Source organism: Pacificibacter marinus, from assembly GCF_900109555.1.
Lineage (GTDB): Bacteria > Pseudomonadota > Alphaproteobacteria > Rhodobacterales > Rhodobacteraceae > Celeribacter > Celeribacter marinus_C.
The window spans coordinates 106231-131565 of the sequence record NZ_FNZV01000003.1 but is presented as its reverse complement, the minus strand read 5'-3'; the positions used below and the strand labels follow the sequence as shown (position 1 = coordinate 131565).

The window sequence follows — 25335 nt, the reverse complement described above, 5'->3', positions numbered from 1 at the left end:
CTCCTCCCTTCCCATACCTAGGAAAACGATCAAAATGCATGTAACGATCATCGGCGGCGGCGGCTTTATTGGCCGCAAAACGGCACAAAGCCTTGCGGAAAAAGGCAGCCTACGCGGACAAACCATTCAATCTCTGACGCTTGCTGACATTGCCGCACCCGACACTCTTGATGCGCCTTTTGCTGTCCATACAACGGCCTGCGACATCACCGACCGCGCATCCGTCGATCAACTGATCACCACCGACACGGACGTGATTTTCCACTTTGCGGCTGTCGTGTCCTCTCATGCAGAAGAAGATTTTGAAGTCGGGATGAAAGTTAATCTCGACGGGACACTCAACATACTTGAGCGGTGCCGCATGCTCGGCACATGTCCCGTTGTTGTCTTCACCTCATCACTTGCTGTTTTCGGTGGCGAGGTACCTGACCCAATCACCGATCACACGATCCCCAATCCGCAAACCAGTTACGGCATGCAAAAGGCCATCGGCGAGCTGTTGCTGAACGACTATTCCCGCAAAGGCTATGTCGACGGGCGTGGGTTCCGTCTTCCGACGATTTCCGTGCGGCCAGGCAAGCCCAATCGCGCGGCGTCTTCCTTTATGTCGTCCATCATCCGCGAGCCATTGAATGGCGAACCTGCGATCTGTCCTGTCGATGAGGATCAAGAACATTTCTACCTATCGCCTCGCCGTTGCGTCGAAAACTTGATTAAAGGAGCAGAGCTAAACGCCCCAGACTTGGGTCAACAGCGCTGTATGACCTTGCCAGGTCAGCGCCTGTCGATACGGCAGATGATTGACGCGCTGACAGCCGTCGCTGGACCAAAACCGGCGAAACTGATTAAATGGGAAGCACAACCAGACATTGCCGCTATCGTTCGCGGCTGGCGCTTTGACTACCGGTTTGACAAGGCATTGGCACTCGGGTTGAAAGCGGATACCAGCTTTGAGGACAATGTCCGTTACTATATGGAAGACGATCTTCCAAACACCTAAGGCGCATATATGCTGAACCCTATCGTCCAAACGCCCCGCTATCGCCTTGTAGCAGACGAGATCGCCGCGCGTATTCGCGCTGGCGATCTTCCACTTGATAGCAAAATGCCGGCGGACAAGGATCTTGTTGAACAACTTGGTGTCAGCCGCACCACGGTGCGCGAGGCAATGATTGCGCTAGAATTGATGGGCTATGTTGTCACCCGATATGGGGCTGGGGCTTTTGTTACGCGCACTCTGCCCGACACTCAGATCGAAACATCTGGCCTGCCTGGCTATTTTGAACTGGTCGAAGCACGCTTTGTAATCGAACCGGAAATTGCATCAATCGCCGCAGCGCTGATCACCCCAGCCGAAATCGCCCAACTTGAACGCTGCGTCGAGGGAATGTGCGCCACGACCGTCAGCCTTGACCAGATTGAAGCTTTCGACAGCGAATTTCACCTGACCGTTGCGCGCTCAACTGGTAATACGGTCTTTGTTTCTGTCGTCAAAGACTTTTGGCGCGTGCGCCAGCGCTATCCCGAATGGACGCGGTTGAACAACCGACAAAGCCCCGATGACATCGCGCAGTTTTCGCGCGGCGAACACATGGCCATCGTGAACGCACTTGCGGCACACGACGCCAAAGGTGCGCGCGCTGCGATGGCATTACATTGTCGCAATTCCGGGCGACCACTGCTTGAACGTTGGCAGCTGCTTGAGGGAGAAAGCGGGACTGAGGACGTTTTCAAACGCCTGAGGCAACGCGCCAGAGAAGACTAAATCGGTTTTACTTTGCAGCGCCAGTACACTTGAGCCTCCCCTATAGCTAGGAAAGCGGAGGACCAACAATGGCCATTAAGAGACCCATGCCCGAAGAGATTGTCGTGAAGTTACGCGAAGCTGACTTTGCACGGAGTGCGCGGCGCACTTTCATCCAGTCATGGAAATGCAATCCGCCGAAACGGTCATAAATCGACGACACGACCTGCCATTTCCCTTCCAGATAAGGGCGCACGGTGACTGGGCATGCGCAAGGTGGCTCCGCGGGCCTCGTAGTCGAAACCCATAAGGGGGTATTCCACCGGACGGTCCCCCGATGCGATCCCAAGGATAAAGCGCCCTTCAGAAAGATGATGTAGGCTGGCCGTCATCTTGGCCAGCATGATCGGATCGCGCAACGGCAAGACGATACCCGCAGTGCCAAGCGCAATGCGACGGGTGCAGCCTGCAAGAAAGCCAAGATAAGGAAACGGGTCGAAGATCTGCGCTGCATCCCCGAAGCTTGGATCGTGAACCGGCACGTCACGCAGCCAGACCGCATCGAAGCCAAGGCTCTCGGCCAGCTCCACGCCCTTGGCGGGGTTTGAGATGTCCGGCACGCCAAAGGGGCGACCCTCGATACGGGCAAGACGTTGGACGGCTTCGGTCCAGTCGCGGTCCAGCGGCAATTCAATGCCAAAAGTCATGCGGTCTTTCTAGATTAGATCTAGGGCAGACATGATACGAAGCTCCATTTGATTGGTTTGCCCCCCCGCACCACAAAGATACGGCGGGGCAAGTGAGGTTATTCGGCAGCAACAGCTTGGGGTGCTGTTGCGTTCAAGCGACCAGACAGGCGCACCAGAACGATCCCGACAACCACCACACCAGCGGCGATGTAAGGCGCAGCGGCAAGGCCGATGCCTTCCACCACAAGTCCACCAGCCCATGCGCCGCCAGCAATGCCGAGGTTGAACGCACCGATGTTCAGACCGGACGCCACATCAACCGCGCCCGGCGAGACTTCGCGTGCGATTTGCACGACGTAAGACTGCAGCGGCGGCACGTTGGCGAAGGCAAAACCGCCCCAGAAAGCCGCAACCGCGATGGCTGCAATCGGATGTGTAAGGAACGCACCAAGTGCGACCAGTGATATCGCAAGACCAGCAAAGATCACCGTCAGGGACGCTACTGGACCGATACGGTCAGCCAGTTTGCCGCCGGCGATATTCCCCACGGCGACAGATGCACCGTAGAGCAATAGCACAAGACTAACCGCGCCTGCGGACAGGCCCGTGACTTCGTTCAGCATCGGCGCGAGGAAAGTAAAGGCGATGAAGTTGCCACCATAGCCGACAGCCGTGATCAGATAGACCAGCAGAAGGCGCGGCGAAGTCAGCACCTGTAGTTGGGCTTTGATCCCCGCTGATGCGGTCTTGGTCAGATTGGCGGGCAACAAGATGGCAGAAGCGATGAAACCGATCACGCCAAGCGCGACAACGCCAAGAAAAGTTGACTGCCAGCCGAAGTTTTGGCCGATGAACGTCCCCAAGGGCACACCCGTCACAAGCGCGACAGTCAAACCAAGGAAAACCAGCGCAATGGCTGAGCTTTCCTTTTCAGGTTCTACAAGATCGGTCGCGATGGTCGAGGCGATTGCAAAGAACACGCCGTGAGCGAGACCAGTAATAAAGCGCGCAGCGACAAGGCTGCCGTAATCCGGCGCAAAGGCGGCATAAGCATTGCCGAGCGTGAACAGCGCCAGCAAGAGAAGTAACAGCGTTTTGCGCGGCACACGGTCGGCCATGGCGGTCAGCACTGGCGCGCCAATGGTCACGCCAAGCGCATAGAGGCTGACCAAAAGGCCTGCAGAAGGAATTGAAACGCCAAGATCGGCGGCGATGGTGGGAAGCAAGCCGACGATAACGAACTCGGTCGTTCCGACGGCGAAAGCGCTGATGGTCAGCGCCCAAAGGGCAAGTGGCATCGGTGTTCTCCAATAAATTTGATGTCGACGCCGTATATGCCAGCCGCTATCTATTGCGAGAACAGGCAAGTTTGGAATGGATCATTGCAAAAACTGCACGAATTACTGCGCATGGGAGACTTGGCCGCGTTTGTCGGGATCGTCGATGATGGGGGCTTTGCTGAATCTGCACGGCGCAGAGGGGTGTCTGCCTCTACGCTCAGCCGGTCGGTCACGCGACTGGAAGAGCAGTTGAAGGTCACATTGCTTCGCCGCACCACGCGGTCTATCGAGATCACCCCCGAAGGCGCCGCTGTTGTGGCAGAAGCGCGTGAAATTCTGGACCGGAGCGAAGCCCTGCAAGAGATAGCAACCAGCGGACAGGCCCCCGCCGGGCCGCTGCGGGTGAACGCGCCTGTGCCGTATGTTTTACACGTCCTCGCACCGCGTCTGGCCGAGTTTCACGCGCAATACCCCGACATCCAACTGTCTATCGACATGACAGACACGCTGGTGGATCTGATCGGCAGTCACGCGGACGTTGCCATCAGGCTGGGAAAGTTGCCTGACAGCGACATGTTGCACCGCCCCTTGGGACGCACGGACTGGAAGTTGGTGGCGACCCCGGAATATCTCGACCGAAACGGCTGGCCCAAAACACCAGCCGACCTCGCACAGCTGGAGCAAGTTCGGTTCGCGGCACCAGATCATATCAATACGCTGCGCTTCGCCGGTCTGGCCTCCCCAGTATCGGTGCCGTCCGCCGTGACCGCAGGCAATGGAGAGGCCGTGCGCCAGATGGTATTAGGCGGTCTGGGTATCGCGCGATTTTCTGATTTCATGATCGCAGAAGACATCCAAGCTGGGCGTTTGATTGATCTGTTCCCCGGCCAGCTCGACGCCGCCCCTTTGAATATCTCAGCGCTCTACCTTACCCGCGCCTCGGGCCTTCGCCGGTTGAGCGTTTTTCTGGACTGGTTGGGGACCATTAGCGAAGGCTGAGTTATTCACCCGAGCTTTCAGTATGCATAACGATTCCGAGCAAAGCGTGGCCTCAAAAGGTTACTGTCCGTCAGTCTTTTATCGACATATTTTTAGATGATCGCTTCCTGGAAGCTACACCGCAGCGGCGCGATCCCTTGCGAACGGCTGGTATCCGTTGCGCGATTTGCACGCAGCGCAGAAAGCATTTCTGGAAAAATCGCACATGGGCAAGATCGGAGTAGCGATTGCAGGCTGACAGTCACAGGGATGAGGTCGGAGGCTTCGACAAAAGACACGGCCTAGGCAAAAAAACTTGAACCCGACCTTCGCAACTTGCTGCGTCAAGGTCCGCTGTGTGGGGCGAAGCTGCCATTCGTTCACATTCGTGAACGTCCGGCTCCCCCCCAACCAACATGCGTATTGAGGTAAATGCCGCCAAGGCTGCCGTGCTGGCTGGGCTTGGTATCTGGCATCTGCCGCGAAGCGTGATCGAACACGAAATAGAAAGTGGACAATTGCAGCGCGTTCTACCTGACTGGAACTTGCCCACATTGGGCATTTACGCGGTTTGGCCAGACATCGGACCGCAAAAAGCGCTGACCCGACGCCTTATTGACCACTTCACCGCGCATCGTTCTGATTTGATGTTGTAGCCGCCCCTATGTAAGCGCGCCGTTAATCTGTCTATCAATCGCGGCAACAACCTTTGCGACTTTGTCCGCATCAGCCGCATCGGGATGTAGCGCCGCAAATGCACCAGAATCATTGTCAAAATACCGACCCGACGCATCTAAAAACTCATCCGAAAGCGCCGCACGGGTCAGGATATCAACGCCGATATTCAGATCATTTCCTGCGGTGCCAAAGCCCTCACGCACCATCTTCGTGGCCAGTAGAGACCCCGGGTTCACGGCGACCGACAGTGGTCCGTCGGGGTGATGTGCTGCGAAATCCTGGCTCCACATAGTCAGCGCCAGTTTGCTTTGCGCATAGGCCCCCATGTCGTTCAGCCGGCGCTTGCCCTCCATCGCATCAATGTCGACGGGTGCTTGCGCGGCTGACGACAAATGCACCAACCGTCCGTCGTTCGGCATGATGGACAGCAAGAGGTTAGAGAGGAGTGCAGGCGCGTATGTGTTCACTACAAATCGGACATCCAAACCATCACGCGTAAGCGGTTCGGGGACTTTGAACACGCCCGCGTTGTTGATCACAACGTCGATCCTATCGTTGCTGTTCTTGAGGTCGCGCGCCATTTCGGCGACCTGCGATAGATCCGACATATCGGCCTGAACAGTCGTGGCATCGCCGCCAATCTCTTGCACCAAAGCATTCAGTTTCTCAGCACTGCGCCCATGAACGATCATGCGGTGCCCTTGAGCTGCAAGGGCCAAAGCGGTGGCACGGCCAATACCGTCGGTTGCGCCGGTAATCAGGATGGTTTTTGTCATTTTAGCTTCCTTAACTGAAAGTTGGCAAAACATGCTCGGCAAGTTGAACGAGCGTATCTTTAATGGGGCCGGTGCTAAACCGTAGGTTCAGAGCGACGTGGTTTACGCCGATCTCTTCGAGTTGCTTTAAGTAGCGCGTCAGCGGGCGATGGCCGGATCGAAAACCGAGGTGGATCGGGCTCGGGGCCTCATCAGGGTCTTCGGCCAAATCGATATATAGTGGTTGCAATACCGGCTTCGATGGCTGCCCGAGTCGTAACAAGGTTTCGCGCCAGTCTTGCAGAACGCGGTCTTGCGCCACGCCGGGGCGTGGGTAAGTCATCCAGCCGTCGCCATTCTTTGCAATCCAGTCGGGGGATTGGCGGCTTGATCCTGTGATTAAAAGTGGCAGTTTTGTTCCGGTAGGTTTTGGTAGCATATCGACGGACGCGTTTACCGAACCAAAGCCGTTGCTGACCTGCGGAACCGTTTGGCCCATGGCGCGGATGTATTCAAAGCTCTCACGAAAAGCATCGCCGCGTGCATCGAAGTTTTCGTTCATGGCTGGATATTCTTCAGGGCGATCACCAGAGGCCACGCCGAGGATCAAGCGTCCGCCTGACAGCACATCGGCACTCGCAGCGGATTTGGCCACGTGCGCGGGGTGGCGCAGGGGCAGGACAATGCTGGCAACGCCCAAGGCAATGTTCGAGGTTTGCCCCGCCAGAAACCCCAAATAGGTGAACGGATCAAAGAGCTGCCCTGCGTCCCCAAAGGTGGGCACATTGAACGGGACGTCGCGCAACCAGACAGCCTTGAAGCCAAGCGTCTCGGCTTGTTGCACACGGCGCAGGTGGTCAGACATATCCGGCACGGGGCTTTGCCCGTATTGTGCGATCGGCACGACCAGACCGAGGCTGAGTTGACCGTTCTGAAACGTCGCATCAAAGCCGCGATTGATTTGCGGAAAGGGGGTATTGGTCTCGTCGCGCACTTGAGGTCTCCTGTGATGTGCGCCGCCCCTTTGACGGGGCGACGCAGCGGTATTAGGCAAGGTCGTCTTTGCCCGCGATCAGGTAATGATGGCTGACAGAACCTTTGCTCCGCTCCGCGAGGTGCGGCGCATATTCGTCGTCCGCCATAAAGGCCTCTGCGGCGTCTTTGGATGGCCATTCGATGATGATACGCAGTCCAGCCTCTTGGGGTGAGCCTTCGACTTGTTCGTGACTGGCTGTGCGGGCGATGTAGCGCCCGCCGTGGGCTGCTACACGAGCATTTGCCGCCGGCAGGTAGTCAGGAATCCAGTCTTCGCTGGTGGGGGTCACATCAAGTACTGAGTAGTAAGTCATAATTACTTCCTTCCTTTCAAAGTTATGCGGACAAACCAGGAAGAACCTGCTTGCCGATCACGCGGCCGCTTTCTTGGCGTTTGTGCGCGTCAGTCAGCGTCTCAATTGTCAGCACATCGGCGCGTTCCGTAACGGTGGATTGCAGTGTTCCGGCATCAATCATGTCGGACACGCGGTTCAAAAGATCACGTTGCACAGCGATGTCAGTGGTGTTGAACATCGACCGTGTGAACATGAATTCCCACGAAATCGTCAACGCCTTTGGCTTTGCATCCGTGATGTTTATGTTCTGTGGATCGTCGATCAACGCGATGTGTCCACGTGGGGCAATCAGGTTCATGATCGCAGACCAGTGCTGATCAGTAGCCGTTAATGCCGCGACATATGTTGGCGTCAGGCTGAGGTCATTCAGCTGCGCCGCCAAATCGCCACGGTGATCAATCACATGGTCGGCACCCATTTTACGCACCCAGTCTTGGGTCTCAGGGCGGGAGGCTGTCGCGATGACGGTCAGATTGGTTAGCGTTTTGGCCAGCTGGATCAGCATTGAGCCCACACCACCAGCACCGCCAATAATCAATAGGCTTTGGCCTGCGCCACCGCCTTCGGTCACACGAAAGGCATCGAATAGCATTTCCCAAGCGGTGATGGACGTTAGGGGAAGGCCCGCACTTTCGGTGAAATCAAGCGCAGACGGCTTTTTGCCAACGATACGTTCATCCACGGCATGGAGTTCGGCGTTCGTGCCTGCGCGTGTCACATCGCCTGCGTAAAATACATCATCGCCAACCGCATAGCCCGTCACGTCAGAACCGATTTCGACAACGGTTCCTGCGGCGTCATATCCCAACACACTCGTTGGGCCTTCAGGTGGGCGAACTTCGCGCAGCTTTACGTCAACGGGGTTCATCGAGATGCCTTTGACCGCAACCAAAAGGTCGTGCGGACCGACTTGCGGCTTGGCAACATCCATCATTTGTAACGCGCCATTGCCATCGATTGGGCCAGCTTGCGTATATCCGATTGCTTTCATTGTCCTGCTCCTATGTGCGGTTTCAGTAGCTTAAATACCATCACTAAAAATTATAGAAACAGCGTATATTTTGTTTCATAATTCCGATTTTCAATATAATTAGGTGACATGGATACAGACACCCTTCGCCTTTTTGTCGCCGCTGCCGAACGGCTCAACATCACTGCGGCAGGCCGCGACCTTGGCCTTGCGCCTGCCATGTCCAGCAATCGCCTGGCAAAGCTTGAAAAGGAGTTGGGGGTCGAACTGCTTCACAGAACAACGCGTAAGGTGTCGCTGAGCCAAGACGGGGCCGCGTTTCTGCCCTATGCCCGCGAAATAATAGCACAGGCAGAGGCTGGTCGGGCCGCTTTGGGGGAGGATACGCTCAACCCAAGTGGCATTTTGCGGTTTGCAGCCCCCAGCAGCTTTGCACAACTCCATATCATTCCGCTGTTGCCCGAATTTCAAAATCGTTACCCGGATATTACGCTGGATTTACGGCTTTCTGACAAACGCTTCGACATTATCGACGGAAGTTTTGATCTTGCCCTGCGCAATGCGCCGCTGAAAGACAGCAGCCTTTTGGGACGAAAGCTGTCTGACGACAGTCGTGTGCTTTGCGCGTCTCCGGCTTATCTGGATCGGTTTGGCGTGCCAACAACTCCAGAAGATTTGAAGGGCCACCGGTTTTTAGCCTGGTCGGACATGGCTGCCCGCGAGATCGTGCACCAAGACGGTCAAAGGGCGATCCTCGATCCTGAAAAAATGACCTGCCGAACGGTGCTTGATGACGGGACATCGCAACGCCTCGCAACACTCGCGGGGATGGGTATTTCAATAAACTCACTTTGGAGCGTCGCCCATGATCTCGCAGCTGGAACGTTGATGCAAACCCTTCCCGAATGGCGTCTGAACGATCAATCAGTGCTGTGGCTCATCTATCCGAAATCCAACGTTCTGACCCCGAAAGTTAGGTGCTTTATGGATTTTCTTGTCGATCGATTATCGTAAGGTCAGCTTATGCAGAGGCTATGGGCCATTCTTGTCGATCAGATCGGATTTGTTTGTGGATTGCCGCAAGACCGAGAACAGCAGCTACGAGCCTCATTTTATCCAATGCCGTCTTAGGTCAGTGGATTTCACCCAGAGCTACCGAGGGAGGGCTCGCCCGACAAAATGTCCGTCCACTCTTTTCCCTTCCTGATTACCGGCAAGGGCGTCGCCAAGTATCAGACATTGAAACACACCTGTCAGGCCTGCTCATCAAAAATGAAATGCTGCCCAAAGGTTGATGCGCGAAGAACACGAAGACGCCCGTCTGGTCGCCCGCGACATTGCCAAAACCAAACAGTATGTGATCTCGATGCGGCTCCGAAAGAAGGCGGAAATGCTCTTTGCCCACCTCAACGTATTCTTGGGCTGGGGCGACTCCGATTTCGTGATCCAAATGGTGCCAATGACGAATTTTTACTCGTTGCCACAGCCCAAAACCTCCGCAAACTAGCCAAGATCTGTCCTGCACCGCAGCAAACGTGCAAAGCCTGATAAGAAAGGTGCTCACGCCACATTTGAAGCGATACTTTCTACACCAGCAACACGGTGCTTTCCCACAGAATCGGCGGCAACCAGACTTTCGCTGCGGTTTGCACATAGCTCAGCTATGCGGGACGAAGCGAGCTTTCGCCAATGGCTACTATGACTTCGGGTCTGGCGGCGAGCTTTGATATTGTTGAAACTCGCCACCGGATTATAGTACGCATCGGAGTCAGTGCTTAAGGGCGTGCGCTATTGAGAATAAAACACCTATCCGAAATGGATTTGGGTTCTATCTAGCCCCATTTCATCTCGCCTGTCAGAACCTTTGCGCCGATGTCCAAGGCCATGCCCATTCCCAATTCGGGATAGCGGGCGCGCATTGCCGCATTCAGGTCTTCGGATGTTGTGGCTTTTGCCAACTCGTCCTCTACAGCCAGTAGATAGGCTTTGGTGAACGCGACAGCGTCAAAACCAAGCGGTGCGTCAGGTGTCATGTGCCCCGGCACCACAACCTTTGGCGCAAGCGCGATGATGGCGTCCAAGTTGGCAATCCATGCTGCACGCTCTTCTTTGGTTTGCGTGTCTGCCACCCAAACATGGGTGCCGGAAAAGACCATCACACCGCCAAAGACAGCCTGCAGGTCTTCGCTCCAGATGTAGCGACGATTGGCCAAACCTGTCGCAGGAACGATGTCGAGCACATAGCCATCCACGGTCAAGATTGCGCTGTCGTCAACTTCTGCCATGGCCACTTCTTCAACAGATTGCGGGCCATTTTCGCCTAGCTGTGGCCCCCAGGTTTCAACCTTCTTGGCGACATTTGCGTTGATCGCAGCAACGGTTTCGCTGGCAGCGATGACGCGCGCCTCAGGAAAGGCCTCTACGATGGGGCGCAGGCTAAAGTAAAAATCAGGGTCGCTTTGGCTGACATAGATTGTGGTCAATGTTTTGCCAGTGGATTTGATCGCATCGGCCAAGGCTTGGCCGTCTGACAATGTAAACCCGCCGTCAATCAGAACGGCTTCAGACGGGCCGGACACCAAGACAGGGGCGCGATAAAAGCCGTTTTCCCCGGCTGGAAAGTGAGTCCAGCTCAGGCCGTCTTCGTTTGCCAGCGACACTTTGGGCGCGACAAGGGCAGCAACGCCAGCGGCTACGGTCATTTTGAGGGCTGTTCTACGGTTCATTTTGAAATCCTTGTGAAATGGTTAGGCCAGCTTGAGAGCGGCCAAGATGTTGTCAGGTCCGGAATAAAGCGCATTGGCGTCCAAGATGCTCAACTCACCGTTGATGGTTGCGATCAGGGACGGAACGCCTTGCAACCCGTAGGCGTTCATCAGATCGCGGGCCGCAGCTGTGCGGGTGTTGACAAAGTTCAACAGGGCGTCATCCGCCGCAAAAAAACGCGCGCTGGCGTCCGTTAGACCCAGATCGGTCAAAATACCCGCAACAACAACGGCCGAAGTCACATCTTTGCCGTCTTTGTATCGCGCCGATTGAATGGCGGCGAGGGCTTCGATCACGCGATCAGGGGCGCTTGCGGAAACTGCGGCTACGGCACGTGTTGCGACCGTTGAATCCAGCAATGCACCCTCTGCGCCTAGTACATTGGTGCGATAGTCTTCGCTGAAGGGCTGACCGCTGAGCGCGCCGATACGTTGATCCATGGCCCAAGCTTGCGCGGCAAAGCTCTTCATCGGGCGCGCACCTGTGCCAGAAAACAGGCCAGTCGCCATGGGCTGCAGATCAATTTCCAGGTGTTTAGACAAAGCTTTGATCGAGGCAGAGGCACCATAGCACCAACCGCACAACGGATCGAAGAGGTATTGCAAAGTCACTGTCTGTGTCATGTTTCGTCTCCTTTGAAGGGTATATGCGCCTCTTAATTGCCAATGATAAGGCAAACGATTTTGACAATGTGTCTGTAAAAAGCTAACAGTTGTATGATGTCAAAAGCACGTAATCTAAACAGGCTGGCCTATTTCGCGGCGGTGGTGGAAACGGGATCGTTTACACGGGCCGCTGAACGGTTGGGGGTGACCAAAGCTGTGGTCAGCTCGCAAGTAACGCAATTGGAACAGGAGCTAAAAACAACCCTGTTGGTGCGTAACACGCGCAAGGTCAGCACGACCGAAGCCGGGCTGGCATTTTACACCCGCTGCGCGTCAATCCTGCATGATGCTGATGATGCGTTTAGCGAGCTGTCGCAACTGTCAGACCGACCTTTGGGCACTTTACGCATGACCGCACCCCATGACTATGGCACCGTCATTGTGACCCCCGTGGTCGCCGATTTTCGGTGTAAATACCCGGAGTGCAAGGTTGAACTGCATCTCGGTGACAGCCACAGCGACCTGATGTCAGGTGATCTTGATTTGGCCATTCGAGTGGGCTGGCTGCGGGATTCTGGTTTGATTGCCCGCAAAATTAGCGGCTTTCAACAGCTGTTAGTAGGGGCGACCAAAGATAAGGCTCGGCTTGACGCTATCGCACACCCGGATGATCTGAAGTCTCTGGATTTCATTGCAAACATGTCCCTGTCTGATCCCTTGCAATGGACGTTTGAAAACGAAGCAAAGCAAAGCGTGTCTGTGAAACTGGCAAACACTCTCGCCATCGACAGCGCACCCGCAATTCTGGAAGCGGTTAAAGGCGGTGCAGGGGTTGCGATATTGCCCGACTTCTTGGTGCGCAAGGATTTGCAGGGCGGCAAGCTGACACAGATTTTGCCGCAATGGTCTTTGCCCGAGGGTGGCATATTTGCTGTCTACCCCGCCGCCAAATTCCGCCCCGTCAAGGTCACCGCTTTTGTCGACATGTTGCGCGACGCATGACGCTGTAGAACGAAATGGAGGAGCGGTCAGAAACCCATTCAAGCTGTTCGCCGTCATCACCCAAGTGATCCACGACAATCGGATTGGCGATGCTGTGCGCGATGATCGTTTGTAGCGGCTTACCTGGCTCACAACTCGCCCAGCCGCGTTGACTGCCCGTGATCGAGAAACTTGCAGGCTCATTCGTGGCTTCAATCACCGTGGTCGGGACGTGCATCAGATCGCCAAGCAATCTGGCCCAATGACTGTTGCCGATTCCCGGAGGCCCCACCAACAGCAATGGCGCAATCTGCGGGGCTGGATCACCCCGCCGAACCGAGCTGCGCATGCCTTGCCAGAGCTTTTCAGTGGCCTGCGCCATCCATGGCATATCAGTGTGTAAAGCGCTCGCGATCTCATCAGCGCGATGTTCGGTTTCAACAGCAACAAGTTCTGCGCCACCTCGGAAAACCTCCAAGGCTGCTCGGTCATTTTTATCAAGGTGGCTCATTCCTGACGCTCGGCTGGTCGCAGCGATATAGGCCTCGGAACGGCGTTGGATAGTCGCCCGATCCCTTTCGGTCACAGGATACACATTGCCCAAGGCGCAGGCATTTTTACGGTAATCGACAATGAACTGCTTCAGTCGGTTCTCGATTTCATATCGTGTGGAAGCCCCCTGATTTGGGAACGTGACGTCGGCGAATGGAATGCGTGGCATTGGATGTCCTCTCTGAGCCAGCACGCCAATAGTATGGCGGCCAGCATCTGGCAGCGTGTGCCTGCCATGTTTCAACAAGAGGATCCGGATCCTTGAGAACGTAATGAGAACATTTAGCACAGTACGTCAATGGCTGCGCTCAGGCTCAGCCATCGGCGGTCACATGAACGAAGGGCAACACCAAAAAAAGCCATAAGGTATTGAAATAAAAAGAAACCACCGGAAACTTACGTTCCCGATGGTCATTTGATCTGTGTCAGAATGGACAAATAACCCCTAAAATGGACATTTATTCATGGGTCTGACAGCTGAAGGCTCCAAATTCATCTCAGCCACATTTAGAGTGACCGCATGACGAACAGGTCATGCACCCTTCAACCATGCGCAGCGTGTATTGACCGCAGGATGAGCAGGCTTTGCCTTTGGGTTTGCCTTGACTTGCGTCCATAGCAACGACTTCAGCGTGCGGGTCAGATTTGAGCCCCATGCCTTCGCCTTCGATAAAGCCCGTCTCAATAAGGTGCGTTTCGATAACACCACCGATGGCGGCCAAAATTGATGGAATGTATTTGCCTTGGATCCAAGCACCGCCACGTGGGTCAAACACCGCTTTGAGTTCTTCAACGACGAAAGACACATTACCGCCACGACGGAACACAGCGGAAATCATCCGGGTCAGCGCCACAGTCCACGCGAAGTGTTCCATGTTTTTCGAGTTGATGAAAATCTCGAACGGGCGACGATGACCGCCATGAATGGTGTCGTTGATGGTAACGTAGATCGCGTGCTCAGAGTCTGGCCATTTGAGTTTGTAAGTGTTGCCTTCAAGCTGCTGAGGGCGCTCAAGTGGCTCGGCCAAGTACACAACTTCCGCACCAGTTTCGGCTTCTGGTGTTTTCTCAGATGTCTCGGATACAGACAAAACAGACCCCGTCACATCGTTGGGGCGGTATGTTGTACAGCCTTTACAGCCTTGATCCCAAGCGGCCATGTAGACCTCTTTGAAATCGTCGAATGAAATGTCTTCGGGGCAGTTGATCGTTTTGGAAATCGAGCTGTCGACCCATTTTTGGGCTGCCGCCTGCATGCGCACGTGATCAAGCGGGGCCAGCGTTTGTGCGTTGACGAAATGCTCGGGCAATTCTGCGTCTGCGCCGAACTTGTCGCGGTACATTTTTACAGCATAATCAACGACTTCTTCTTCGGTACGCGATCCATCTTTTTGCAAAACTTTGCGCGTGTACGCATATGCAAACACCGGTTCGATGCCAGATGAGACGTTGCCAGCATAGAGTGAAATCGTGCCCGTTGGCGCGATGGATGTCAGCAAAGCGTTGCGGATGCCGTGTTCTGCGATCGCGTCTTTGACGTCTTGATCCATGTCCACCAACGACCCTGAGGCAAGGTATTTGTCTTTATCAAAGAGCGGGAATGCGCCCTTTTCTTTCGCCAACAAAGCAGAGCCCATGTAGGATGCACGCGCGATCATTTTGAGCCATTTTTCACAAGTGGCAGCCGCTTCGACAGAGCCATAGCGCTGACCCACCATCAACAATGCATCCGCAAGACCCGTCACACCAAGACCGATCCGGCGCTTGGCTAAGGCTTCTTGACGTTGTGCTTCCAATGGGAAACGTGACGCATCAACAACGTTGTCCATCATGCGCACAGCGGTGCCCACAAGGTCATACAAAGCGTCCTCATCCATCGCAGCACCCGCTTCAAACGGGTCTTTGACCAACGTCGCGAGGTTGATCGAACCAAGCAAACATGCCCCATAGGGTGGAAGCGGTTGTTCACCACAAGGGTTGGTCGCCGCAATGGTCTCAACGTAGTTCAAGTTGTTGAGTTTGTTGATCCGGTCGATGAAAATCACACCAGGCTCGGCATAGTCATAAGTGCCCTTCATGATCTTATTCCAAAGATCGAGCGCATCCACAGTATGATAGATTTTTCCATCAAATTTGAGATCCCATGACCCGCCCGCTTTGACAGCTTCCATGAAATCGTCTGTGATCAATACGGACAGGTTGAACATGCGCAAACGTGCAGAATCTTGTTTGGCTTCGATAAAGTTCATCACATCTGGGTGGTCACACCGCATGGTCGCCATCATCGCACCACGGCGTGAACCTGCGGACATAATGGTGCGACACATCGCGTCCCACACATCCATGAATGACAACGGGCCAGAGGCATCCGCCGCCACGCCAGACACGCCCGCGCCTTTGGGGCGGATGGTGGAAAAATCGTATCCGATGCCGCCGCCTTGCTGCATTGTGAGCGCGGCCTCTTTGAGCATGTCGAAAATGCCGCCCATAGAATCAGGTACAGTGCCCATGACAAAACAGTTGAACAACGTGACAGCACGGCCTGTGCCAGCGCCCGCCAAAATACGGCCTGCAGGCAGATATTTGAACCCTTCAAGCGCATCGTAGAATTTTGCTTCCCAAGCATCGCTGTCTTTTTCAACCGCGGCCAAAGCACGTGCAACACGACGCCAGCTATCTTCAACACTTTGATCAACGACGGTCCCGTCTGCGTCTTTCAGACGGTATTTCATATCCCAGATTTGTTCAGCGATGGGGGCAGCAAAGCGCGTCATATTGGTCGGTCCGATCTTGTGCGAGTCATGTTTAGAAGGTCTGTGAAATAACGCGCCACAATGCTAAGAGCAACACGGGGCAAGTCAAAAAACAGACATCCAAAGGCTGGTTTGTTGATTTTTCGAGTTACCCTTAACACAACACCTAGAGGTACGTCATGTCAAAACGCATACATATAGTGAAATTATGTGTAGGCATCGAATCGTATGAGGATTTGGAGCAACGCCTTACCATGCGTGGGGGACAGACTTCAGGTCACGTCACCCGTATGCGCCCAAAACAAGAAGAGGCCCTTTTGAACGGCGGCTCTTTGTACTGGGTCATCAAAGGCGACATTCAAGCGCGTCAAGAAATCAAAGCACTAGAGGAAGTGATCGGCGAAGATGGCATCAAACGCTGCCGCATTGTTTTGGCGAAACCTCTGATCCGCACACAAAACGCGGCGCGGCGCGCGTTTCAAGGCTGGCGTTATCTTAAACCCGAAGACGCCCCTGCCGATATGCCAAAGGGGCGTAAAAACGAAGAAGAGCTGCCCCCAGAGTTGGCCCAATCCCTAGCAGATCTTGGGCTGTTTTAATCCGTCACGCTGGAATTGGGCGCGCTAGTCACCCAATTCCAATTTGTTTTTCAACTCTGACATCACCAGACGATCTTCGTCCAACCAAGGCGCAGTCCGGCTTTTGAACAACGTGGCTTGCGATTTATGAACAGGCTCACCTGACAAAACCTTTAAGTGGTTCGCACGCAAAGTGTCCCCCGTTGATGTGATATCGGCGACGGCCTCAGCCGTCAGGTTTTTCACAGTGCCCTCTGTGGCCCCTTGCGAATCCACCAGTTGATAATCAGCAACGCCATGCGCTTTCAAAAACTCATGTACAAGGTGATGATACTTGGTTGCGATGCGCATGCGAAACCCGTGGCGCGCGCGAAACGCAGCCGCCGCAGCATCCAAATCATCCAGCGTGTCAACATCGACCCATGCTTTTGGCACGGCGATAATCAAGTCGGCATGACCAAACCCCATCGGGGCCAGTTCGCCAAGTTTGCGGTCCCAACCGACAAGTTTATCGCGCACCAAATCAGAGCCAGTGACACCCAAATGGATGCGGCCAGCAGCCAATTCGCGTGGAATTTCTGATGCAGATAAAAGCACCAATTCGATGCCCTCCATGCCCTCAACCACACCCGAATATTCACGTTCGGCACCGGTTTGCTTAAGCGTGATTCCACGCGCTGCGAACCAGTCAAAGGTTTTGTCCATCAAGCGGCCTTTGGATGGAATGCCAAGTTTGATCGTCATAGCACATCCTCCTGAACAGCCAAAATCATCGCGGGGCGCATCACACCACCGACGGCCGGAATAGACCGCCCCTGCCCCAACACAGAGCAAAGCGCATCATAGCGCCCGCCCGTGGCAACCGGCGGCAAATCTGCGCGGCCTTCTGCGTAAAACCCAAAGACAAACCCATCGTAATATTCCATCGATGTGCGGCCATATGATGTTTCAAACTCAAGGTTTTCAACATCCACACCGCGTGCATCCAACGCATCTACACGGGCGCGCAGTTGGTTCACTGCGGGCAAGATCGCTTCCATATCAACGGCAATATCGCGCAAGGCAGACAGCACATTTGGCAAGGTTTCTTTGAGCGACAAAATATCATTGAGTAGCTCAATTTCACCGCTGGAAATCGGTTTCTCAGACGCATCTGTGGACAGTGCCATAACACGATCTAGAATTTCAGTTTCCGTCCGCAGCCCAATCGCGGGCGCGTTTTGGGCAGCCATATTGGCACGCACACGGGCAAAGTTCTCTTCGCGAATTTCCGTGCCTTTGTCGGAAAAGCGGTTCATCAGCGACCGGAAACGACGTGGTCGCCAAATGTGGCGCAGCAAGGCATTGCGACGCGCTTGCGTGGTGTTCAGACCACGCACAGCAGCCATCAAAATACCGATATCGCCTGTGGCAGCACGCAGCCCAAGTGGCGCCAGAACATTTGAAAACAAAGCAAAAACTTCGGCATCAGCTGCCGCAGGATTGTTGCCATCAAACACCTCGTACCCCACCTGAATGTATTCAGGATCGCGGTCCAGCATATCGTCTTGCTTACGAAATACTTCGCCCGCATAGGTGTAGCGCGCTGGGTCAGCACCGCTGTCCATATGCATTTGCACCACGGGCACTGTGAAATCAGGGCGCAGCATCATTTCGCCGCGCGCAGGATCGCTGGTCACATAGGCACGGTGACGAATGTCTTCACCATACAGGTCCAACAGCACCTCGGCGGGCAACAAAATATCCGTTTCAACGCCAAGCGCCCCTTGGCTTTCAAAGTACGCTTTCAGACGTGCAGCTTCGGCCTGCACACGGGATTTGGAAATAGAAGTGACGGGCATTAGGAATACATCTCAATAATTTCGCGCACTTTGGCGATGATATCACCGCGTGGCACCTCATATTGTGAGGGGCGTTCTTTCCATTCTTCAAGCGTGGCATTCTCCGCCAATTTTGCGCCCAAGATCAGGTCTTTGATTTGAATAACACCGCGTTCATGTTCATCGTCACCTTGGATGATCGCAACAGGGCTTTGACGTTTGTCAGCGTATTTCAACTGGTTGCCAAAGTTCTTGGGATTGCCCAAATACATCTCGGCGCGAATACCAGCTTGGCGCAATTCCGAAACCATTTCCATATAATCGCCGATCCGCGCTTTATCCATCACGGTGACCACAATAGGCCCCGCAGGCTGATCGCCCATACGGCCTTTGGCGCGCAAAGCGGCCAGCAAACGGTCAACACCGATGGACACGCCCGTGGCAGGGACTTCTTGGCCAGTAAAGCGTTTGACCAAATCGTCATAACGTCCCCCGCCTGCGACAGACCCAAATTGACGTGGACGGCCTTTTTCGTCTTTGACTTCGAACGTCAATTCGGCCTCGTACACAGGACCAGTGTAGTAGCCCAAACCACGTACAACGCTGGGGTCGATCACGATGCGGTCAGGGCCATAGCCGCCTTGAGCCATCAAATCTGCTATGGTTTCCAACTCGGCCACACCCTCAGCACCCACCTGTGAGTCGCCGACAAGTTCCATGAGACGCGCGACTGTTTCGGCGCCTGTTTCACGTTTGGCATCCATAAAGCCCATGACAATATCTGCCTGCGCATCGGTCAGGCCGGCACCATCGGTAAAGTCTCCACTGTCATCCATGCGGCCTTTGCCCAAAAGCAACCGCACCCCCGCATCGCCAAATTTGTCGAGCTTATCAATGGCGCGCAACACAGTGCCTCGTTCGTCTTCAAACTTGGTAGGATCGCTTGGGTCCAAAACGCCTGCAACCTCCATCACGCCGTTCAAAACTTTGCGGTTGTTGACGCGAATAATATAGTCGCCACGTGGAATGCCAACGGCTTCCAATGTGTCAGACAGCATCATGCAAATTTCGGCATCGGCGGCGACACTTGGCGCACCAACTGTATCAGCGTCACACTGGTAGAACTGACGGAACCGGCCTGGGCCAGGTTTTTCATTACGCCACACAGGGCCCATTGCAAAACGACGGTATGGTGATGGCAAATCATTGCGGTACTGTGCCGCAACCCGCGCCAAAGGGGCGGTCATGTCATAGCGCAAGGCCATCCAATCACCGGGCTTTTCTAGGTCCGCATCCTCTTGCCATGCAAACACACCCTCATTGGGGCGGTCCACGTCTGGTAAGAATTTCCCCAGCGCTTCGACCGTTTCCACAGCCGAGGTTTCCAGCGCCTCAAACCCGTATAGATGATAGACTTCAGCGATCTGATCGAGCATCGTTTTGCGCTCGGTCACTTCAACGCCAAAGTAATCTTGAAAGCCCTTTGGCGTGATGGCCTTGGGGCGCGGGGTCTTTTTGGGCTTTGCCATTGGGGCAGCTCCTGAGGTCTCACGGCACAGCTTTGCTCGCTGCACTTGTGGTTGCACTTGCGCGCGGCATAGCCCAAGGGGGGGATCAGAGCAAGCAATTGGCGCAGATTGCAGGTGAAATCCCCGATGATTTCACCTAAGTTACACATTGTTCAAACATAAGATCGCCAAAGGACCACCCAGATGACAGAGCACGCAAGCCACATGACCCAATCCGAGACACGTATGTTGGCGCTGGAAGAACAGATCGCACATTTAACCAAAACGGTTGAAGACCTGTCTGATGTTGTCGCCCGCCAAGAAAAAGTGATCGATATCTCGACACGCCGTCTTGCCATGCTGATGCAGCGTGAAGCAGGGCGCGAGGCGGATGGTGGCGGCACAATCGCACTGGCAGATCAGCGCCCTCCGCACTGGTAAGCACCTATCAAATGCGGCGCGTTCACCGCATTTCTTGGGTTTTCATACTGCCATCGTGCAGCAATAACTCCAGCCAACCTTTGGCATCGCCGAACTGTTTATAGATCGATACAAAGGCAAGGTTTTGTTCCAATGACTCAATCTTACCTGCGGGGCATGGCGTTTTGTGCGGCACACCGCAAGCAGAGGATTTAATCGCCTCGTATGAATTGTCAGCGCTCGACCACAGCACTTTGTTTTGTGCCGTGGAATAGCGATGCACCTCATGCAGGCTGGGCGCGCCAAACAAGATCAACGCAGCGGTCACTTGCCGCGCGCATCCATCTGAAAACCCAGTGATATACTGCGTGCGCGGCGTGATACTTGTGGGGTCAGTGTCAAACAACTGCCATGTTGCTTTGCCTTTATGCGGGAACTGAGCGACCGCTTTGCCCATGTCTTTTTTACGAGCTTCACAGGTGATCCCCACCGTGCCAAACGGCAAAACTTCGCCGCGTGCAACGGTCGACAACGGTATGTGACGCGCACGGGTCTGACCGTTGGATTTGAATAACCCCAAGAGCGACCGTTTTGGGGTCACGGCCTTTGGCACCACTGGAATTTCAGATCCTTCCGGCACAACCGCTTGCGTATCCGATATAGGTACATTCAAGGGGTTAGGCGCTTTGAGCGCAACGACTTGGGGCGCGCCCGTTGGTTTGCGTTTCAAAAACCCAAACACACCGCCAAGACCAGGTTTCGTCGGTGTGGCGGCGTCTATAACGGCGGTGTTTCCAGAAGTTTCAGCGGTCTCAACCGGAAGATTTATGGCCACGATACCGTTGAGCGCAGTCGCGTCATCTGCCCCCGTTTGCGCGCCATCCACGACTTCAATTTCCGTGCCAGCCAAAACAGATGGTTGCGACTGTTTCGCAGGTTTTAAAAATCCAAACAGACTTTTTTTCTGAGGCTTAGGCTGATCGGCGACACCCAATGCGGCTTGTTCAAAAGCATCGGACAAATGCGCTTGTGCAGTTGAGGTTTGTGTGGCTCCATCCGTGTCGGGACGTGGCGCTGATGCCATGTTTTGCGTGACGGGCAAGCCCATTTGACATGCAGGCAAAACCGCGAGTGCCGCTATAAAACCTATGGCCCGCATCAATAATCCTCCACCATTACCACCCCATCCAGCGACTTGATCGCGCCTTTGATCTCGGGGGTGATATGGAATGGTTGCTCGATTTCGATATCAACTTCACCCGGTAGATCAGGCGCCATCAGACAAAAACTGATCATGCCTTTGGGGCGGGTTTTGGCCTCGGCCGTCACGCGGATCAACAGATCATTCACGGTGCCGACAGCAGAGACTTCGTCACAAAAAATCTTGAGCCCAGCGGCACCGGCATCAGCCACAACGGTTTCCATCACCGCGACAGATCGAATCGTCGGATCAAACTGACCGTCGTTGAATTTGGCTTCTAAAGTGGCCACAACTTTGTCAGTTTGCTCAAACACGGCACGTGCGGCCATCAGGTCTTCGACCTTGCGCGCAAACATGGCAATACCCGAAATCTGCCCCGTGCTGTCAGAAATATTCATCCGAAAATAACGATTCCCTTTGGATGATTTCATCTCGCGAAAGCCCGACACCATCACGCCGACCTGCACCGTCGCGGACCCGTGTTGTTGTGCAAGTCTTTCGGCCTCGGCAATGGTTTGAACTTTTTTACGCTTCAAGGCTGCGGCGTAGTCATCCAGCGGGTGCCCCGATAGGAAAAATCCGATGGCTTTTTGTTCTTCCATCAGGCGCTCGGACGACACCCAATCACTCGCGGGGGACAGGCGCGGCTCGGGCAAATCATCGCCAGCCTCACCAAACAAAGACACTTGGTTAGACGCCTTTTGTTCATGGATCGCAGCGGAATACTGCACCAAGCTGTCCAAACTGTCGAACACGCGGCGACGATTGCTGTCGAGTTGATCAAAAGCACCTGCGCGCGCCAACATTTCCAACGGGCGCTTGCCAACACGTTTGATGTCAACGCGGCGGGCAAAATCAAACAAGGTGACAAAGTCTTTGCCGCCTTCAATGCGCGCATTGACGATCAATTGCATAGCATCGCCGCCAACGTTTTTCAAAGCGCCCAGCGCGTAGACCAGCTTTTGATCGACCACATCAAACGTCGCAAGCGAGCGATTGATGCAGGGTGGAATGATCTCGACATCCAAGCCGCGTTTGACCTCTTCGGCAAAGATCGACAGCTTGTCCGTAAGATGGATATCGCAGTTCATCACACCGGCCATGAATTCAATCGGATGGTTCGCTTTGAGCCACCCCGTTTGGTAGGATACAACCGCATAGGCGGCCGCGTGAGATTTGTTAAATCCGTAGTTGGCGAATTTTTCCAAGAGATCGAAAACCTCAGAGGCCTTTTTCGCAGGGACGCCATTTTTGGCGGCGCCCTCTTCGAATTTCGGGCGCTCGGCGTCCATCGCCTCTTTGATCTTTTTACCCATCGCACGTCGTAGCAAATCAGCCCCGCCAAGCGAATAACCCGCCATGACCTGCGCGATCTGCATCACCTGTTCTTGGTAAACGATGATCCCTTGGGTTTCGGCCAATATGTGATCAATAGACGGATGCACAGATTCAAGTTCTTTGGTACCGTTTTTCACCTCACAATAGGTCGGGATATTTTCCATCGGACCAGGACGATATAGCGCAACAAGCGCCACGATATCTTCGATACAGGTCGGTTTCATCTGGCGCAGCGCTGACATCATGCCCGAGCTCTCAACCTGAAACACAGCAACGGTTTTCGCCGCAGCATAGAGCTTATAGGTTTTCTCATCATCGAGCGGGATCAAGTTAATCTGGTTTTCACCGCCAGCGGCAGGTTCGTACAATGTGTTGCCAGCGGCATCGACATGCAGCGGGCGCCCCGATTTGAAAATCAAATTCATCGCGGATTGAATGACTGTCAGGGTTTTCAGGCCCAAAAAGTCAAATTTCACCAGTCCGGCTTGCTCGACCCATTTCATGTTGAACTGGGTGGCTGGCATGTCAGAACGCGGATCTTGATACAGCGGCACCAACATATCAATAGGCCGATCGCCAATCACAACACCCGCCGCGTGGGTGGATGCGTTGCGCAGCAGGCCTTCGACCTGTTGGCCGTATGTGAGCAGCCGGTCCACGACCTCTTCGTTTTTCGCCTCTTCGCGCAAACGCGGCTCGTCTAACAGCGCCTGTTCGATAGACACAGGTTTGACGCCCTCAACAGGGATCAATTTCGACAAACGGTCGACTTGCCCATATGGCATTTGCAGCACACGCCCAATATCGCGCACGGCCGCTTTCGACAAAAGCGCACCGAACGTGATGATTTGCCCCACTTTGTCACGACCATATTTATCTTGCACATAGCGGATCACTTCTTCGCGGCGATCCATACAAAAGTCGATGTCGAAATCGGGCATGGACACACGTTCAGGGTTCAAAAACCGCTCGAACAGCAAAGAGTATCGCAATGGATCAAGGTCTGTGACCAACAGCGCATAGGCCACCAGTGACCCCGCACCAGATCCACGACCCGGCCCAACAGGAATGCCCTGATCTTTGGCCCATTTGATAAAGTCAGCAACAATCAAAAAGTAGCCCGGAAACCCCATACCTTCGATGATTTTAAGCTCAAAATCCAGACGGGCTTCATATTCACTGACCTCAACCGCGTGCGGAATAATGGCTAAACGGTCACGCAGACCTTGCTCGGCTTGGCGTCGCAGCTCGGCGACCTCGTCATCGGCAAATTTGGGCAAAATCGGGTCGCGTTTGTAAGTTTTAAACGCGCAGCGCTTAGCGATTTCAACTGTGTTCTCAATCGCTTCTGGCAAATCAGCAAACAAGGCCGCCATTTCCGCAGGGCTTTTGAAGTAATGCTGTGGGGTCAAACGGCGACGCGGGCCAGATTGGTCCACATAGGCCCCAGCGCCGATACAAATCAACGCGTCATGGGCCTCATACATGTCAGTTTTCGGGAAATAGACATCATTGGTTGCAACCAGCGGGATATCCATCGCATAGGCCGTTTCAATGAACCAACGCTCTGTCGCCATTTCACCAATGGTGTATTGGCCATTTTCACCGGGATGGCGTTGCAATTCCATATACAAACAGTCGCCATAAATCGTTTTTAAACGATCGACCAAAGCTTGAGCTTTAGGCGTTTGACTGGCTTGGATCAGTTGCCCCAACGGCCCACCCGCGCCGCCTGTCAAACAAATCAACCCTTCGGAATATTGCTGCAACTCATCAAGGCTGACCTGCGGTAATTGCCCACCGTTGTCGATGTACAGACAGGAATTGAGCTTCATCAAATGCTCATACCCGCGTTCGGTTTTCGCCAGCAAAACAACAGGCGCAGGCGGTCGCAATTGTTCGCCCGGTGCCGGCGCGTCAAAGGTCACATCGACCTGGCACCCCACGATAGGCTGCACGCCAGCGCCTGACGCATATTCGGAAAATTCCAATGCACAGAACAGGTTATTGGTGTCGGTCACGGCAACAGCAGGCATGTTCATGTCTGCCACCATGCCACTGAGTTTTTTCAGCCGAAGCGCGCCTTCTAAAAGCGAATATTCGGTATGGGTGCGCAGATGTATGAATGTGGGTGTGCTCATTTGGTTAAGCTACATGAAGCGGATGGGCGGGGCCAAGAGCAAAAGCACTCAAGGCTCCAGTGATTTTTACGCTCATTTTTTGACCAAAAGAACAATCTATAAGCACTTTTTTAAAGATAATGCCTTGCTAATTGGCGCTCAGACACGTTTTCTACTAAAAAGAAACGCATTTTCCGCCGCATCGGAT

General features: G+C 54.3%; 24 protein-coding genes and 1 pseudogene. 10 read left to right on the top strand and 15 right to left on the bottom strand.

Going from position 1 to position 25335, the window contains the following annotated elements; genetic code table 11:
- Positions 1-34: 34 nt before the first annotated feature.
- Together denD and BM025_RS05565 are read left to right on the top strand one after the other, a co-directional pair.
- Positions 35-1000, top strand: coding sequence for a D-erythronate dehydrogenase (gene denD, locus BM025_RS05570; RefSeq protein WP_085848625.1), 966 nt, complete (start codon positions 35-37; stop codon positions 998-1000).
- A 9-nt stretch (positions 1001-1009) separates the two neighbouring features.
- Complete coding sequence (locus BM025_RS05565) at positions 1010-1765, top strand: FadR/GntR family transcriptional regulator (protein WP_085848622.1); 756 nt, start codon at positions 1010-1012, stop codon at positions 1763-1765.
- 185 nt (positions 1766-1950) lie between these two features.
- On the opposite strand, the gene BM025_RS05560 is transcribed toward BM025_RS05565, so the two are convergent.
- Positions 1951-2451, bottom strand: a complete 501-nt coding sequence (locus tag BM025_RS05560) for an LLM class flavin-dependent oxidoreductase (protein WP_211753564.1) — start codon at positions 2449-2451, stop codon at positions 1951-1953.
- A gap of 98 nt (positions 2452-2549) precedes the next feature.
- Positions 2550-3731 carry an MFS transporter gene (locus BM025_RS05555; protein ID WP_085848619.1) on the bottom strand — a complete coding sequence of 394 codons (1182 nt, stop codon included), beginning with the start codon at positions 3729-3731 and terminating at the stop codon, positions 2550-2552.
- Between the two features lie 84 nt (positions 3732-3815).
- Here BM025_RS05555 and BM025_RS05550 point away from each other — a divergent pair, with 84 nt between their 5' ends.
- Both BM025_RS05550 and BM025_RS05545 read left to right on the top strand, forming a co-directional pair.
- On the top strand, positions 3816-4712 hold the full coding sequence (locus tag BM025_RS05550; protein WP_085848961.1) for a LysR family transcriptional regulator: 897 nt from the start codon (positions 3816-3818) through the stop codon (positions 4710-4712).
- A 395-nt stretch (positions 4713-5107) separates the two neighbouring features.
- Positions 5108-5347: a LysR substrate-binding domain-containing protein gene (locus tag BM025_RS05545; protein WP_085848616.1), complete on the top strand. Its 240-nt coding sequence runs from the start codon at positions 5108-5110 to the stop codon at positions 5345-5347.
- Positions 5348-5353: 6 nt separating this feature from the next.
- Here BM025_RS05545 and BM025_RS05540 read toward each other — a convergent pair whose 3' ends face one another.
- From BM025_RS05540 to BM025_RS05525, 4 genes are read right to left on the bottom strand one after another with little or no spacing between them, the layout of a single operon-like run.
- Complete coding sequence (locus tag BM025_RS05540; protein WP_085848613.1) at positions 5354-6145, bottom strand: SDR family NAD(P)-dependent oxidoreductase; 792 nt, start codon at positions 6143-6145, stop codon at positions 5354-5356.
- A gap of 10 nt (positions 6146-6155) precedes the next feature.
- Positions 6156-7118, bottom strand: a complete 963-nt coding sequence (locus tag BM025_RS05535) for an LLM class oxidoreductase (RefSeq protein ID WP_085848610.1) — start codon at positions 7116-7118, stop codon at positions 6156-6158.
- A gap of 52 nt (positions 7119-7170) precedes the next feature.
- Positions 7171-7473 (bottom strand): DUF1330 domain-containing protein, encoded by a 303-nt coding sequence (locus tag BM025_RS05530; protein ID WP_085848608.1) that lies wholly within the window; start codon positions 7471-7473, stop codon positions 7171-7173.
- Between the two features lie 22 nt (positions 7474-7495).
- Complete coding sequence (locus BM025_RS05525) at positions 7496-8506, bottom strand: zinc-binding alcohol dehydrogenase family protein (protein ID WP_085848606.1); 1011 nt, start codon at positions 8504-8506, stop codon at positions 7496-7498.
- A gap of 108 nt (positions 8507-8614) precedes the next feature.
- On the opposite strand from BM025_RS05525, the gene BM025_RS05520 reads away from it, so the two are divergent.
- A complete protein-coding gene (locus BM025_RS05520; protein WP_085848603.1) occupies positions 8615-9499 on the top strand; it encodes a LysR family transcriptional regulator in 885 nt (294 codons plus the stop codon).
- A gap of 192 nt (positions 9500-9691) precedes the next feature.
- Positions 9692-10033, top strand: a pseudogene (locus BM025_RS05515) (transposase); the annotation flags it as partial.
- Between the two features lie 284 nt (positions 10034-10317).
- On the opposite strand, the gene BM025_RS05510 reads toward BM025_RS05515, so the two are convergent.
- Entirely contained in the window at positions 10318-11211 is an 894-nt protein-coding gene (locus tag BM025_RS05510) for an MBL fold metallo-hydrolase (RefSeq protein ID WP_085848600.1), read from the bottom strand.
- Between the two features lie 21 nt (positions 11212-11232).
- A complete protein-coding gene (locus tag BM025_RS05505; protein WP_085848599.1) occupies positions 11233-11874 on the bottom strand; it encodes a DsbA family protein in 642 nt (213 codons plus the stop codon).
- A 96-nt stretch (positions 11875-11970) separates the two neighbouring features.
- Here BM025_RS05505 and BM025_RS05500 point away from each other — a divergent pair, with 96 nt between their 5' ends.
- Complete coding sequence (locus BM025_RS05500; RefSeq protein ID WP_085848959.1) at positions 11971-12858, top strand: LysR family transcriptional regulator; 888 nt, start codon at positions 11971-11973, stop codon at positions 12856-12858.
- Here BM025_RS05500 and BM025_RS05495 read toward each other — a convergent pair.
- Both BM025_RS05495 and BM025_RS05490 read right to left on the bottom strand, forming a co-directional pair.
- Positions 12824-13558 carry a hypothetical protein gene (locus tag BM025_RS05495; RefSeq protein ID WP_085848597.1) on the bottom strand — a complete coding sequence of 245 codons (735 nt, stop codon included), beginning with the start codon at positions 13556-13558 and terminating at the stop codon, positions 12824-12826. The two genes, BM025_RS05500 and BM025_RS05495, sit on opposite strands and share 35 nt — an antisense overlap.
- 328 nt (positions 13559-13886) lie before the next feature.
- Complete coding sequence (locus tag BM025_RS05490) at positions 13887-16163, bottom strand: adenosylcobalamin-dependent ribonucleoside-diphosphate reductase (RefSeq protein WP_085848595.1); 2277 nt, start codon at positions 16161-16163, stop codon at positions 13887-13889.
- A 158-nt stretch (positions 16164-16321) separates the two neighbouring features.
- Between BM025_RS05490 and BM025_RS05485 the strand changes: the two genes are divergently transcribed.
- A complete protein-coding gene (locus tag BM025_RS05485; RefSeq protein WP_085848593.1) occupies positions 16322-16741 on the top strand; it encodes a DUF1489 family protein in 420 nt (139 codons plus the stop codon).
- Positions 16742-16765: 24 nt separating this feature from the next.
- On the opposite strand, the gene hisG is transcribed toward BM025_RS05485, so the two are convergent.
- Genes hisG through hisS form a run of 3 tightly spaced genes read right to left on the bottom strand, consistent with a single transcriptional unit; the run spans position 16766 to position 20069 of the window.
- Positions 16766-17464: an ATP phosphoribosyltransferase gene (hisG, locus tag BM025_RS05480; RefSeq protein ID WP_085848590.1), complete on the bottom strand. Its 699-nt coding sequence runs from the start codon at positions 17462-17464 to the stop codon at positions 16766-16768.
- Complete coding sequence (locus tag BM025_RS05475; protein WP_085848588.1) at positions 17461-18561, bottom strand: ATP phosphoribosyltransferase regulatory subunit; 1101 nt, start codon at positions 18559-18561, stop codon at positions 17461-17463. Before BM025_RS05475 ends, hisG begins: the two co-directional genes overlap by 4 nt.
- Complete coding sequence (gene hisS / locus BM025_RS05470; RefSeq protein ID WP_085848586.1) at positions 18561-20069, bottom strand: histidine--tRNA ligase; 1509 nt, start codon at positions 20067-20069, stop codon at positions 18561-18563. The genes BM025_RS05475 and hisS overlap by 1 nt, the downstream gene beginning before the upstream one ends.
- Between hisS and BM025_RS19115 the strand changes: the two genes are divergently transcribed.
- A complete protein-coding gene (locus BM025_RS19115; RefSeq protein WP_170842125.1) occupies positions 20069-20209 on the top strand; it encodes a hypothetical protein in 141 nt (46 codons plus the stop codon). The genes hisS and BM025_RS19115 overlap by 1 nt on opposite strands.
- Before the next feature lie 85 nt (positions 20210-20294).
- On the top strand, positions 20295-20489 hold the full coding sequence (locus BM025_RS05465) for a SlyX family protein (protein WP_085848957.1): 195 nt from the start codon (positions 20295-20297) through the stop codon (positions 20487-20489).
- A 22-nt stretch (positions 20490-20511) separates the two neighbouring features.
- Here the strand turns inward: BM025_RS05465 and BM025_RS05460 are convergent, their stop codons facing one another.
- A complete protein-coding gene (locus BM025_RS05460) occupies positions 20512-21627 on the bottom strand; it encodes a hypothetical protein (RefSeq protein WP_085848583.1) in 1116 nt (371 codons plus the stop codon).
- Positions 21627-25148 (bottom strand): DNA polymerase III subunit alpha, encoded by a 3522-nt coding sequence (dnaE, locus tag BM025_RS05455; protein WP_085848580.1) that lies wholly within the window; start codon positions 25146-25148, stop codon positions 21627-21629. Before dnaE ends, BM025_RS05460 begins: the two co-directional genes overlap by 1 nt.
- Positions 25149-25335: the final 187 nt, after the last annotated feature.